This window comes from Bradyrhizobium sp., assembly GCF_052389815.1.
Lineage (GTDB): Bacteria > Pseudomonadota > Alphaproteobacteria > Rhizobiales > Xanthobacteraceae > Bradyrhizobium.
The window spans coordinates 17,670-30,114 of the sequence record NZ_JBQTHN010000049.1 but is presented as its reverse complement, the minus strand read 5'-3'; the positions used below and the strand labels follow the sequence as shown (position 1 = coordinate 30,114).

The following is a 12,445-nucleotide window of genomic DNA, read 5'->3' as shown; positions in this document are numbered from 1 at the left end:
CAGTAGAAATCCATTCGCAGTCCGACGCCATAGCGCCGAAAATATTCTGTTGCCGTCATTGCGCAAGCAGTGCAGAGAATGAACTTTCTACGAGTTGACAGGCCTTCCGAATACTTGCCCAGCCTCGGGAGCGTGCCCACCCTTCTAGCACGGTCGCAAGTGAAGGTGGGCACGGCGCAAGAGCGCCTTTGCCCACCCTACGGTTCCTACAAGCCTGCGCTCCCTCACTGCTTCAGCAGCGTCGTCAGCTGTGCGCCTTCATCCGCCACGAAGATCGCGATCAGCTCGGCGGGCTCGGTGGTGCTGGCGTTGGCCGACACCAGGTGCGTCGAGCCGGGGGGCTCGAAGAAGGACTGCCCGACCTTGAACGTCTCCACCGGGCCGCCGCCGAGCTGGGAGCGAATCTCGCCCTTGGTGACATAGGCGGTGACCGAGCCGGAATGGGTGTGGGGCGGGGTGAAGCCGCCGGGGCCGTAGAACACGCGCACCACGGTGACGCGCTTGCCCGGCACGTTCGGCAGGGCGTGCGAGGAGATCGGCTCGACGACGTCCTGCGAAGTTGCCGATGTCATGCAGAGCGGCTCGATCACGGCGGCAACGACGTCGCGGGTCAGCGGCGCAGCTTTCGCGATCAGGAAGGCGCAGGCAAGTCCCGCGACGACGGCGAAGTGGAACGTGCGGACATCCGGTAGTTTGAAGGCTGCGGTTGCGAACATTCCTTTCACTCCTCAAGAATTGTCTCAACCGTCATTGCGAGGAGCGAAGCGACGAAGCAATCCAAGCTGATTGGAGGAAAGATGGATTGCTTCGCTTCGCTCGCAATGACGGTGGAGATGCCGGTGCGAGCCTCACGCCCCCTGATCGAACGCCTTGCGCAGCGCGACATAGCCTTGCTGCTGCTGCGTCCAGTTGCGGCCACCGGTGATGGCGCCGTCGACGACGAGATCGTGGCCGTTGACGAAGGAGGATTCGTCGCTGGCGAGAAACACCGCGGCATGCGCGATGTCGTCGGGCAGGCCGGCGCGCGGGATCGGCTGCGCGGCCTTGTAGACCTCGCGCATCACCGCCGGCGTCTTCTCGGCAGCCTCGGTCGAAAGGCCCAGCGCCTTGCCGAAGATGCCGGTCGCGATCGCGCCGGGCGAAATCGAGTTGACGCGCACGTTGGACTCGCCGAGCTCCATCGCAACGCATCGGGTGAGATGGATCACCGCCGCCTTGGCTGCGCCGTACACGACCGAGGAGGAGAAACCGGCGAGGCGCCCGGCGATGCTGCCGTTGTTGATGATGCTGCCGAAGCCCTGCTTCTTCATGTGGGGCGCGGCGTGCTTCATGCCGAGCATGACGCTGCGCACCAGGGTCGCCATGGCGGCATCGAAGCGGTCGACCTCGAGGCCCTCGATGCCGCCGGTCTGCGCCGGCCCGCCGGCATTGTTGAACAGGCAATCGATCTTGCCGAACCTGTCGACCGCCAGCGCGATGAGCGCGCGCATCTGGTCTTCCTGGGTGACGTCGGTCTGGCGGAAGATGCAGGCAGCGCCGAGCCGGCCGGCCAGCGCCTCGCCCTCGGGAATGCGGCGGCCCGCAATGACGATCTTCGCGCCTTCGGCAACGAACACTTCCGCGGTGCGCAGCCCGATGCCGCTCGTTGCGCCCGTGATCACCGCAACCTTGCCGTCCAGCCGTCCCATTGCGTCTCCCCTTGTCAAAAAACGGTTTCGTTCGGGACACTATCTCCGCAGCAAGGAACCGGCGCAAGCCGTCGGGGTGCGACGAGGCGACATGCTCGCGGCGGGCGCGGCTCCGGGAAACACCGGTTTTGGTTTATGCTCGGCCATGATTTGGTGCCGCCGATCACGTGAAGTAACGAATCAATGGCAAAATTGATCGACGAATTCCGGCGAGGCTGGCGGGGGGATGCCCAGCCGGCGCTGCCGCTCGCCATCGGCTTTGCCGTCCTTTGCCTGGCGGTTGCGACCCTGGCGCGGTGGGGACTGGCGCAGATCCGGCCCGACGTGTTCTTCACGCCGTATTTTCCGGCCGTGGTACTGGCGACCATGTTCGGCGGCTACCGCATCGGCATCCTGACGGCCATCGCCGCCGGTGCATTCGGCATGACGGTCGATTTCAGCGAGGCAAGGGCGGATTCGGCCCGCATCGTATTGCTCTTGATGTACTGGGCGGTGTGCGCGGTGACGATCTGGGGCGTCGAGCACTACCGCGCCATCGCCGCGCGGCAGCGCGAAATCTCGAGGCGCCTGTCCAAGGAGGAGGAATACCGCAAGCTGCTGGTCGATGAGCTGCAACACCGGCTGAAGAACAAGATCGCGACGGTGCACGCGGTGCTGCACCAGGTTCTCGCCGACCAGCCGCAAGTCTGGAACGCGATCGACCGGCGCATCCGCGCGCTGTCGGCGACCGACGACCTGATCGCGCGGGTGGACGGCACGGGCTGCGATATCCGCGACCTCCTGCGCTCCGAGCTCGGGCCTTACGGCCACGTCCGCTTCAACCTGAACGGCGATGCGCTGTTCCTTCCGGCGAAACTCGCGGTCAGCCTGGCACTGATGTTTCACGAGCTCGCCACCAATGCCAGCAAGTATGGCGCGTTTGCTTCCGCGCGCGGGTTCCTGCAGGTTTCGTGGACGGTAATCGACGACCGACTCAGCATCACCTGGGACGAGACCGAGGGCCCGGCGGTGGAGAATATCGGCAAGCCCGGCTTCGGCACCAAGCTGCTCAATTCGGCGCTGCGGCCATTCGACGGCAAGACCGAGATCAGCTTCCTCAGGAGCGGCGTCCACTGCACCATGCAGTGTCGCATCCCGGCGAGTTGAGCGCAGCTCTCCGGACAAGACGCGCGCAAAACGAAAGGCCCGACGAGGATGCGTTGACGTTCTGTTAATGACGTCCGTCGGCAACGCTGGTCGAAATGCTGCGGCCGGTGCGATCAGCCGCTGCTTTGTCGGCTCCATTAATCAAAACTACAACGGATTTGGTCACTGTCGGCTTCATGCACCGCTCCCGCAACGACGCCCCGCTACCCGGCGCAGCGTCCGGAAACGAGGACGAATCCGCTTCCGAACTGAGCATCCTGCGCGATGTTCTCAGGTTGCTGCCGAATGGCGTCACTGTACAGGACGAGCATGGCCGCGTGCTGCTGGTCAACGACGCCGCAGCCTTGCAATTGCGCATCGGGGCGGACGGCATTCCGGAACATGAGCATCGCCGCGAAACCGCGCGCCAGGCTCTCGACGCCGGACAGGCCTTGGTGGTCGAGGAAAGCTTCGTCCGTGACGGCGGCAGGCAGGTGTTCCTCACCAGCCACCAGCCGGTACGGATCGCCGAGCGCAATCTCCTGCTGTCGAGCTCCGCCGACATCACCGAGCAGAAGGCGTTCGAGGATCAGCTGTTCCGCTCGGCCTATTACGACGAGCTGACCGACCTGCCCAACCGGCGGGTGATCGAGCATCGTGTCAACAAGCTTCTTGCGGACGCCGACACCTCGGGCTTTGCCCTCGCCTTCCTCGACGTCGACAATTTCAAGCATATCAACGATTACTACGGCCATGCCGTCGGAGACGCCCTGCTGGTCGAGATGGCGCGCCGGATCGGCGTGAACCTGCGCGTCTCGGACATGCTGTCGCGAATCAGCGGCGACGAGTTCGTGCTGCTGCTGCACCCCATCCAGGGGCAGGAAGAGGTCGCCGAGTTCATCCGCTTCATGCTGGAACGGGTCAAGGCGCCCTTCTTCATCGACGGCTCGGAAGTCTTCGTCTCCATCTCGATCGGCGTCAGCCTGTATCCCGAGCACGGAAGGAGCTACGACGCGCTGCGCCACAACGCCGACATCGCCATGTATCGCGTGAAAAACGCCGGCAAGGGCAAGGCCGCGTTCTTCGACGACAGCATGGAACGCGAGGCGCAGGAGCGCGTGAAGGTCGAGCAGTCGCTGCGGCTGGCCATCCTGGAGAAGCGCTTCTGCTGCGCCTTCCAGCCCAAGGTCGATATCCGCACCCGCGACGTCATGGGCATCGAGGCGCTGGTGCGGCTGCGCGACGACGCCGGCGTGATCCAGGCGCCCGGCACCTTCATCAACCTGGCCACCGAACTCGGGTTGATCGACGAGCTCACGCATCTGGTGCTGGCCGAAATCGTCAAATCGATCGACCCGATCAACGACGCTTTCGGTCACGACGCCACGATCAGCATCAACGTTGCGGCGAAACAGGCCGGCAACGCCGAGTTCATGCGTACGTTCGCCCAGGCGCTGGAGCGAACCGGGTTTCCCAAGCGCTTCATGGTCGAAGTGACGGAAGACGCATTCGTCACCAAGACGCTGTTCCAGGACGAGATCCTGCCGATATTGCGCAAGATCGGCGTCGGCATCTCGATCGACGATTTCGGCACCGGCTATTCGTCGCTGTCGGCACTCGCCGACATCACCGCCGACGAGATCAAGATCGACCGCTCCTTCATCACCGACATTCACAAGAGGCCGCGTAGCCAGGGCATTCTGCGCGCCATCGAGTCGCTCTCGGAGGCACTCGGCATGACGGTGGTCGCGGAAGGGCTCGAGAGTCACGAGGAGCTGGCTTACCTGCAGGCCGCAACGAGAATCCGCTATGCCCAGGGCTACTACTTCTCCAAACCGGTTTTCCTCGAGGATCTGAAGCCGGCGACGCCGCTGGCGAGCGAGTCCCGCGCGAGCCTCGCCAGCCGTCCGGTGCAGGCAAGCCGCAGCGGCTATTCGCGCGCCGCGCGTTACCGCCGCTGAGCGACGGGTGCAAGCCGGTCTTAACGCCGTCTTAACCATCGAAGCCGCGTGCACCTGCGCGGACGCATCGCCGATTAATGCAGAGGTAACCTGATTTCCTAACGCGAACGCCATTCGTTGTGTCGTATCCAGGGCATACGGGGATTTGAGCGATGCGCGGATTGCTTGCAAGGATGTCGGGCTGGGGTGCGGCGAGCGACGGGGCGCGCGCCGCGGGGATACGTCGCGGCCCCGTGACGTGGATTCTGGCGTGCGGCATCGTCCTGTCCGCAGCTATCCTGCTCGGTACCGTCGTCATGATCGGCCAGTTCCGCGAGCGCGCGCTGACGAACGGCGAGCGCGAGCTCGAAAACACCATCCTGCTGCTGACCCGCCATTTCGACCAGCAGTTCGAGGATTCCAGCACCATCGCGCGGAACGTCATCGCCCGGATGGGAATTCCGCAGATGGCCTCGCCAGACGAGCTCCGGCAAAAGCTGTCCGGCATCGATGCGCACGAACTGCTGCAATCCCGGGTCAGCATGCTGTCCCATATCGGCGACGTCAGCATTTTCGGCGTCGACGGACGGCTGATCAACTCCTCCGGCCTGTGGCCGCCGCCCGCGATCGACATCTCGGACCGACCCTATTTCTCGGCGCTGCGAGCCGGCCCGCGCTACATGTCGGTGCTCGCCAAGGCCGTCGACCGCGACATCGCCGGCAGCTGGACCACGGTCATTGCGCATCGCCTCAGCGGACCGGACGGCGTCTTTCTCGGCGTGATCGACCGTCACATCGACCCCGGCAGTTTCGAAAAATTCTTCGCCTCCGTCGCGCTCGGCGAGGGGGCTGCGATCGCCATGTTCCACGGCGATGGAACGCTGATTGCGCGTCATCCGCATGTCGCTTCGATGATCGGAAAGAAGTTCGCCAACGCGCCGCTGGTGAGCAGCGTGCGGGCGCATGGCGGAATCCGGACCATGCGGGTCAAGAGCCCGGTCGACGGCCAGGAGCGCCTCGGCGCGGCCGCGCCGCTGCGCGACTATCCGATCACGATCGTCGCGACCAGGACGCTGCCCAGCGTGCTCGCCGACTGGCGCGACCAGACCCGCGCCCTGATCTCGGGTGCGTGCCTGCTGACGCTGGCGATCGGGCTGACGATGCTCCTGATCATCCGGCAGATCGTCCGGCAGAGCCGCGAATCGCAGCAGCGCCTGGAAGCGCAGAAGCAGCAGCTCGACACCGCGCTCAACAACATGACCCAGGGGCTCGTGCTGTACGACGGCTCGAAGCGCCTGGTGCTGCGCAACCAGCGATTCATCGACATGTTCGGCCTGTCGCCGGACCTCGTGAAACCCGGCACGTCCTCGCTCGACATCATGCGGCATCGCTATGCGACGGGATCGTTCGACGGCGACCCCGTCGCGTTCCACGACGATATCCAGCGCCGGGTCGCGCGGGGCGAGGTCAGCACCTCGATCGTCAAGTCGAAGGACGGCCGCACCTTCCACATCGTGAACCACCCGCTGCCGCAGGGCGGCTGGGTCGCCACCATGGAGGACGTCACCGAGCGGCAGCGGCTCGAGCAGGAGCGCGACCGCAACTACGCCTTCCTGAACCAGATCCTGGATCACATCCCCTCGCAGATCACGGTCAAGGACGCCCGCGACCGCCGCTACCTGCTCGCCAACCGGGTTGCGGCGGAGCAGTTCGGCGTGCCGCGCGAGGAGATCGTCGGCAAGACCGCTCCCGACCTGTTCCCGCAGCAATCCGTCGAAGTCATCAATGCCGACGACGACAAGACGCTGCAATCCGGCGGCTGGTTCAGGGACGAGCATCTCTGGGACAGCCAGGCCTTCGGCAAGCGTTACATCACCTCGACCAGGATCGGCATCCGCGACAATGCCGGCGAGATCCGCTACATCGTCAACGTGGTCAACGACGTGACCGAGCGCCGCCGCGCCCACGAGAAGATCGCGCATCTGGCCCACTACGATCCCCTGACCGACCTGCCGAACCGCGTGCTGTTCCGCGAGCAGATGCAGCGGGAATTGCAGAAGCTCTCGCGCGGCGAGCAATTCGCGCTGCTGTACATCGACGTCGACGAGTTCAAGGGCATCAACGACTCGCTCGGCCACCATGTCGGCGACGAGCTGTTGAAGGCGCTGGCGGGGCGGATCCGCGGCTGCATCCGCGAGGGCGACCTGATCGCGCGGCTCGGCGGCGACGAGTTCGCCGTCATCCAGACCGGCATCAAGGGCGTCAACGACGTGCTGGATTTCGTCATGCGGATCCGCGAGGCGGTGCGCCAGCCGTTCCGGTGCCTGGGCCACCATTTGTCCTCCGACGCCTCGATCGGTGTCGCGCTGGCGCCGCAGGACGGCACCGACATCGACCAGCTGATCAAGAACGCCGATCTCGCGATGTACGGCGCCAAGGCCGACGGCCGCCGCACCTATCGCTTCTTCGAGCCGGAAATGGACGCCAGCGCCAAGGCGCGGCTCGCGCTGGAGCAGGACCTGCGCCAGACCCTGACCCATGGCGGCTTCGAACTCCACTACCAGCCGCTGGTCGACCTCGGGAGCGACCAGGTGACGGGATGCGAAGCGCTGGTGCGCTGGCGCCATCCGGAGCGCGGCATGATCTCGCCGGCCGCGTTCATCCCGGTTGCGGAAGACACCGGCATGATCGTCGAGCTCGGCGAATGGGTGCTGCGCACGGCCTGCGCGGAAGCCGCCAACTGGCCGCAGCACGTCCGGCTGGCGGTCAACGTCTCCCCCATTCAGCTGCGCGAGCCGACGCTGGCGCTGAAGATCGCCAGCGCGCTGGCCTCCTCGGGTCTGCCGGCAAACCGGCTGGAGATCGAGATCACCGAGGCCGTGCTGATCGGCGACGATGCCACGGCGCTCGCCATCCTGCATGAGCTGAAATCCATCGGCGTGCGCATTGCGCTGGACGATTTCGGTACCGGCTATTCCTCGCTGAGCTACCTGAAGCGCTTTCCGTTCGACAAGATCAAGATCGACCGCTGCTTCGTCACCGACATCGCGGAGGCCGACGGCTCGTCGGTGATCGTGCAGGCGGTCGTGAACATCGCAGCCTCCTGCAACATGACGACGGTGGCAGAGGGCGTCGAGACGGCACAGCAGAAGGAATTGCTGCGCGCGCTCGGCTGCACCCAGATGCAGGGCTTCCTGTTCTCCGGCGCCAAGCCGAGCGCGGCAGTGCGCAAGCTGCTGGTTCCCACCTCCGACAGCGTGGCGGAGGTGGCCTGATGACGCAGGATCCGGCCAGGCCGAGGAAGGGCAGCGACGCGGCGAACCACTATGCCGCCCGCCTGCTGCAGCATCTGGTGGTCCCGACCTTCGTGATCGACGCCGATCGCCGCGTGGTGGTGTGGAACAGGGCCTGCGAGCGCCTGACCGGCGTTTCCGCCACCGAGGTGCTCGGCACCCGCAATCACTGGCAGGGCTTCTACGAAGACGACCGCTACTGCCTCGCCGACCTCGTGGCGCTCGGCCGCCAGGACCTGATCGGCGATCTCTATTCGGAATTCGTCGCCACCAAGGACGACAGCGTCGGCTCCAGCGCGGAAAACTGGTGCGTGATGCCGCGGCTCGGCAATCACCTCTATCTGGCGATTGACGCCGGCCCGATCCACGACGACGATGGCAACTTGATCGCCGTGGTGGAGACGCTGCGCGACATGACCGACCAGAAGCGGGCCGAAATGGCGCTGAAGACGCTGGCCGCCAAGGACGCGCTGACCGGGCTTGCCAACCGCCGCTCCTTCGACCAGGCGATCGAGATGGAATGGTCGCGCGCCGACCGCTCGGGCAGGCCGCTGGCGCTGCTGTTCGCCGACGTCGACCACTTCAAGCTGTTCAACGACAATCACGGCCATCAGCGCGGCGACGAGTGCCTGCGCGACATCGCCGGCGTGATCGGCAGGACCGCGATCCGGCCGACCGACCTCGCCACCCGCTACGGCGGCGAGGAATTCGCCATCATCATGCCGGATACCGACATGGGCGCCGCCTGCGCGGTCGCCGAGCGGCTGCGCCATGCGGTGGCCGAGATGCGCGTCGCGCTCGGCGAGCCCGCGGACGATGCCTGCGTCACCCTCAGCGTCGGCGTTGCCACTTACCTGCCCGGACAGGAAGTGGTCGGGCCCGACTGGCTGATCGGCCAGGCCGACCAGGCGCTCTATGCCGCCAAGCATCTTGGCCGCAATCGCGTCGTCTCAACCGACACCATGCTGCTGGAGCTGGCCAAAGCGCGGCTGACGCGCGCGGCAGCCGAGCCGACGCAGGACCGGCCGCGAACGGCGCGCGGCTAGTCCGTTCATCCGCAAAGGCAAGCCCTACCGCGCGATCCTCGCCGCACCTATATTGCGCTTCGTCATCGCAACGCGAACGGGGTTTGCCATGCAGCCGGTCTCCATCATCCTGAACATCCTCTGGATTCTCATCGGCGGCGCCTGGATGGCTTTCGGCTGGCTGGTGGCGGCCGTGATCATGGCGATCACCATCATCGGGCTGCCGTGGGCGCGCGCGGCGTTCAACATCGCAGTCTATACGCTGCTGCCGTTCGGCTCCCGCGCCGTGAGCCGCGAGGAGGTTACGGGCATTCCCGATACCGGCACCGGGCCGCTGGGCGTGATCGGCAACATCATCTGGTTCGTGCTGGCCGGCTGGTGGCTTGCAATCGGACATCTGATTACGGCGATCATCTGGGCGGTGACCATCATCGGCCTGCCCTTTGCCTGGGCACATCTGAAACTGGCCGGCATCGCACTGTGGCCGATCGGCAAGACGATCGTGCCGGCATAGGCGAGCAGACATCGTGGCATTGTTTCTCGTCGTCTCGACCCCGCGTCCGGAGCGACCTTCCGACATGGCTGCCCGGCGGCAGAGCTTTTGGCCGTGGATCGGCCAGTATGAGGCGGCCGGAATCTGCAAGCAGATCTACGCCCGCGTCGGCCGCGGGGCGGTCGCGGTGTTCGACGTCGAGAGCAACGAGGCGCTGCACCGCATCCTGAACGAATGGGCCGACATCATCCCGGCCGGGTTCGACGTCTATCCGCTGGTGGATATCGAGGCGACGCGCAAGATGCTGGCCGCGCAGGTGGCGGCAAACAAAAGCGCGTAGGATGCGCGGCATCACGCCGCCAGCCGCCCGCGGTTGTTCTCCGCGAGGATCGGGCGGATCAGCCGGCCGAAGCGCTCCGCCTCCTCGTCATGGAGATAGCCCGACAGGCAGAAGGAGTGGCAGCCGGCATCAATGAACTGCTGCAGGGTGGCTGCGCACTGCTCGGGGTTGCCGACCACGCAAATGCCCGCGCCGGGACGCACCTTGGTGATGCCGGTCCACAAATGCGGCAACAGCAGATCGCCATGCTCGCGGGCGATCTGCTGCACCCGCAAGTTGGCTTCCGATTTGTTGTAGAGCGTCTTCATTTCCTGCTTCTGCCGCTCAGTGGCGTGGCGCACCAGCTGGTCGGCGGCGTCCCATGCATCCTTTTCGTCCTCGCGGCAGATCACCTGCAGCCGCATGCCGAAGCCGATCTCGCCCTGCCGGCCATGCGCGCGCGCCAGCTCCCTGATCTCGGCGATGTTGGCGGCAATCCTCTCCGGCAGGTCGCCCCAGAACAGGTGCACGTCGGAATGTCTGGCCGACAATTCCCAGGCCTGGCGCGAGCCGCCGCCGAGATAGAATTTCGGATGCGGCTGTTGCAGCGGCCGCGGCCGGATGAAGGCGCCGGAGACCTTGTGGAACTTGCCGTCGAAATGCACCGGGCCGCGGGTCGACCACAGCGCCTTCAGGATCGAGACCTCCTCCTCCATCAGGGCGTAACGCTCTTCCTTGGCATGGCGCACGCCTTCGGCCTCGACCTCGCTCTCGTTCTGCCCCGCGATCAGGTTGATGCAGATGCGCCCGCCCGACATCTGGTCGAAGGTCGAGATCATCTTGGCCATCAGCACCGGATTGATGTAGCCCGGCCGCGCCGCGATCAGCGGCTTGATCTTGCTCGAACGCGCCGCCATGAAGGCGCCCGCGATCCAGGCCTCCCAGCACACCGAGCCGACCGGGATCAGCAGATATTCGAAGCCGGCGACTTCCGCGGCCTGCACCACGCGCTCGCACAGCTCGACCGAGCCCGGGACCTGCGCCTCCGGCAGCCCATAGGCCGTGGTGTCGCCATGCGTCGGCAGATACCAGCCAAATTCCAGCGGCCGCATGCGCGTTTCTCCCGTCTCTTGCGCTGGATGCTGCCCGCGCGGTTGTCGCTACCGGCCAGTTTACAGGCTGCGACGGACGGGGCAATCGGCCCCCCGCACCCGGTTGCCCGGAGCCACCCAATCGGCTAAATGAGAGCCCTTAAAGCACCCGTAGCTCAGCTGGATAGAGCGTTGCCCTCCGAAGGCAAAGGTCACACGTTCGAATCGTGTCGGGTGCGCCAGCGGGCTCCGGAGTGCGCTACGACGGCCGGCAAGCAGCGATTGCCAGAGTGGTCTTGGCGACACACGCAAGCTGAGGCGTTGCGTGGTGGAAGAGCTATTAGAATCTCCGCGACAGCCGGAGGAGATCAAGCATGAGCAAGCAGTGGGAGTACCAGCTGCGGATCTATCTGGATGATGAGCTTGCGGAACTGGCACGGCGCGATCCCGACAATCCGGCAATCAAGCCGCTGGCGGACATCCTCACCAGGCATCACGCGAGAATGAAATGTCAGTTCGATGCCTTTGCTGACTACGTAGCCGAAGCTGAGCAGCGGGGCACTGAAAATTATCCTCTCTTCGCGTGGACCCAGGCGACGATCGAGAATCCCGAAAAGAAGGCGAAATACCTCAAATCCTTCACGCTCTATGTCGACGGCAATGAAGTCTACGCCAAGCCGCTGGCAGACGCGCTCGAATCGGACTTGCAGCCTCTCGTCAGCGGCAAGCTGATCACGCGACTTTCCAAGCACGACACGAACCCTGCGAACAACCCCCAGGCACCAGCGCAGTATCGCAAGTAGGTCCAGAGATCGGAGCTTGGTCAGCTTGGAGGCGCAGATGCGCCGTCGTCCAAGCTCACAATGCCGTTCATTTTCACGATCTCGTGCGATTTGGCCAGCAGCCCATCGCGATAGACCCGTGGCTGTCGTGAAAACTCGAATGTGATCGCTTCGACGTCTCGCCGGGTCCCTTCAGCGGCTGGCTCTGACGTCGACGCGCGGCAGCCTTGCCGATGACGCAGCGAACAATGCGCACATCGACAGGTTCTTCTCCTTGCGAAAGCTGCCGGGGCTCCCAGTTGGGACGGCTGAGGTTGGGCATTAGCCAAGGCCAGGAGAAGCTCATGACGAACTACAAGACGCTCGTTGCCGCATCCTTGATGTCGGTGGCCCTGACATCCTCCGCGTTCGCGCAGTGCGCGGAATGCGCGATGTACCCGGATCGGGATCCTCTGAACAAAGGCGCGCCGACGCCCGCCAGCAAGATGGGCATCGTGTCGCCGGGTGGCGCCGCGACGGCTCCCAACACGGCGAATACCGTGAACAATCCAAACGACGCCCGCGCCGAAATGCGCGGCTCGGGGCGGACCGGTCGCGGAACCGGCGTCACCGGCGATCGTCCCCGGAAGCAGGTGAAGAGCCCGGGCGTTCGCGCCCGCTGAGACGTGCGGACAGCGCGCCGCAGTCGC

Annotated in this window: 11 protein-coding genes and 1 tRNA gene; 9 read left to right on the top strand and 3 right to left on the bottom strand. The window is 65.2% G+C overall.

Going from position 1 to position 12,445, the window contains the following annotated elements:
- Window positions 1–224: 224 nt before the first annotated feature.
- On the bottom strand, window positions 225–716 hold the full coding sequence (locus ACT4OC_RS09575; RefSeq protein WP_444838734.1) for a cupin domain-containing protein: 492 nt from the start codon (window positions 714–716) through the stop codon (window positions 225–227).
- A 132-nt stretch (window positions 717–848) separates the two neighbouring features.
- Entirely contained in the window at window positions 849–1,688 is an 840-nt protein-coding gene (locus tag ACT4OC_RS09570; protein ID WP_444838733.1) for an SDR family NAD(P)-dependent oxidoreductase, read from the bottom strand.
- A 183-nt stretch (window positions 1,689–1,871) separates the two neighbouring features.
- Here ACT4OC_RS09570 and ACT4OC_RS09565 point away from each other — a divergent pair, with 183 nt between their 5' ends.
- From ACT4OC_RS09565 to ACT4OC_RS09540, 6 genes are all read left to right on the top strand, one after another.
- Entirely contained in the window at window positions 1,872–2,834 is a 963-nt protein-coding gene (locus ACT4OC_RS09565; protein WP_444838732.1) for a sensor histidine kinase, read from the top strand.
- A gap of 176 nt (window positions 2,835–3,010) precedes the next feature.
- Complete coding sequence (locus ACT4OC_RS09560; RefSeq protein WP_444838731.1) at window positions 3,011–4,774, top strand: putative bifunctional diguanylate cyclase/phosphodiesterase; 1,764 nt, start codon at window positions 3,011–3,013, stop codon at window positions 4,772–4,774.
- Between the two features lie 152 nt (window positions 4,775–4,926).
- A complete protein-coding gene (locus ACT4OC_RS09555; RefSeq protein ID WP_444838730.1) occupies window positions 4,927–8,028 on the top strand; it encodes a bifunctional diguanylate cyclase/phosphodiesterase in 3,102 nt (1,033 codons plus the stop codon).
- Window positions 8,028–9,092, top strand: coding sequence for a sensor domain-containing diguanylate cyclase (locus ACT4OC_RS09550; protein WP_444838729.1), 1,065 nt, complete (start codon window positions 8,028–8,030; stop codon window positions 9,090–9,092). Before ACT4OC_RS09555 ends, ACT4OC_RS09550 begins: the two co-directional genes overlap by 1 nt.
- 88 nt (window positions 9,093–9,180) lie before the next feature.
- The gene (locus tag ACT4OC_RS09545) at window positions 9,181–9,585 is read left to right on the top strand and encodes a YccF domain-containing protein (RefSeq protein WP_444838728.1); all 405 of its coding nucleotides are present in this window, start codon (window positions 9,181–9,183) and stop codon (window positions 9,583–9,585) included.
- Between the two features lie 13 nt (window positions 9,586–9,598).
- Entirely contained in the window at window positions 9,599–9,904 is a 306-nt protein-coding gene (locus ACT4OC_RS09540) for a DUF3303 family protein (RefSeq protein ID WP_444838727.1), read from the top strand.
- Between the two features lie 11 nt (window positions 9,905–9,915).
- On the opposite strand, the gene ACT4OC_RS09535 is transcribed toward ACT4OC_RS09540, so the two are convergent.
- Window positions 9,916–10,995 (bottom strand): LLM class flavin-dependent oxidoreductase, encoded by a 1,080-nt coding sequence (locus ACT4OC_RS09535; protein ID WP_444838726.1) that lies wholly within the window; start codon window positions 10,993–10,995, stop codon window positions 9,916–9,918.
- A 144-nt stretch (window positions 10,996–11,139) separates the two neighbouring features.
- Between ACT4OC_RS09535 and ACT4OC_RS09530 the strand changes: the two genes are divergently transcribed.
- The 3 genes from ACT4OC_RS09530 to ACT4OC_RS09520 all read left to right on the top strand — a co-directional run bounded on the left by ACT4OC_RS09530 (window position 11,140) and on the right by ACT4OC_RS09520 (window position 12,418).
- A tRNA-Arg gene (locus ACT4OC_RS09530) sits at window positions 11,140–11,216 on the top strand.
- 132 nt (window positions 11,217–11,348) lie between these two features.
- Complete coding sequence (locus tag ACT4OC_RS09525) at window positions 11,349–11,777, top strand: hypothetical protein (protein ID WP_444838725.1); 429 nt, start codon at window positions 11,349–11,351, stop codon at window positions 11,775–11,777.
- A 323-nt stretch (window positions 11,778–12,100) separates the two neighbouring features.
- Window positions 12,101–12,418: a hypothetical protein gene (locus ACT4OC_RS09520; protein WP_444838724.1), complete on the top strand. Its 318-nt coding sequence runs from the start codon at window positions 12,101–12,103 to the stop codon at window positions 12,416–12,418.
- The last annotated feature ends 27 nt before the right edge of the window (window positions 12,419–12,445 follow it).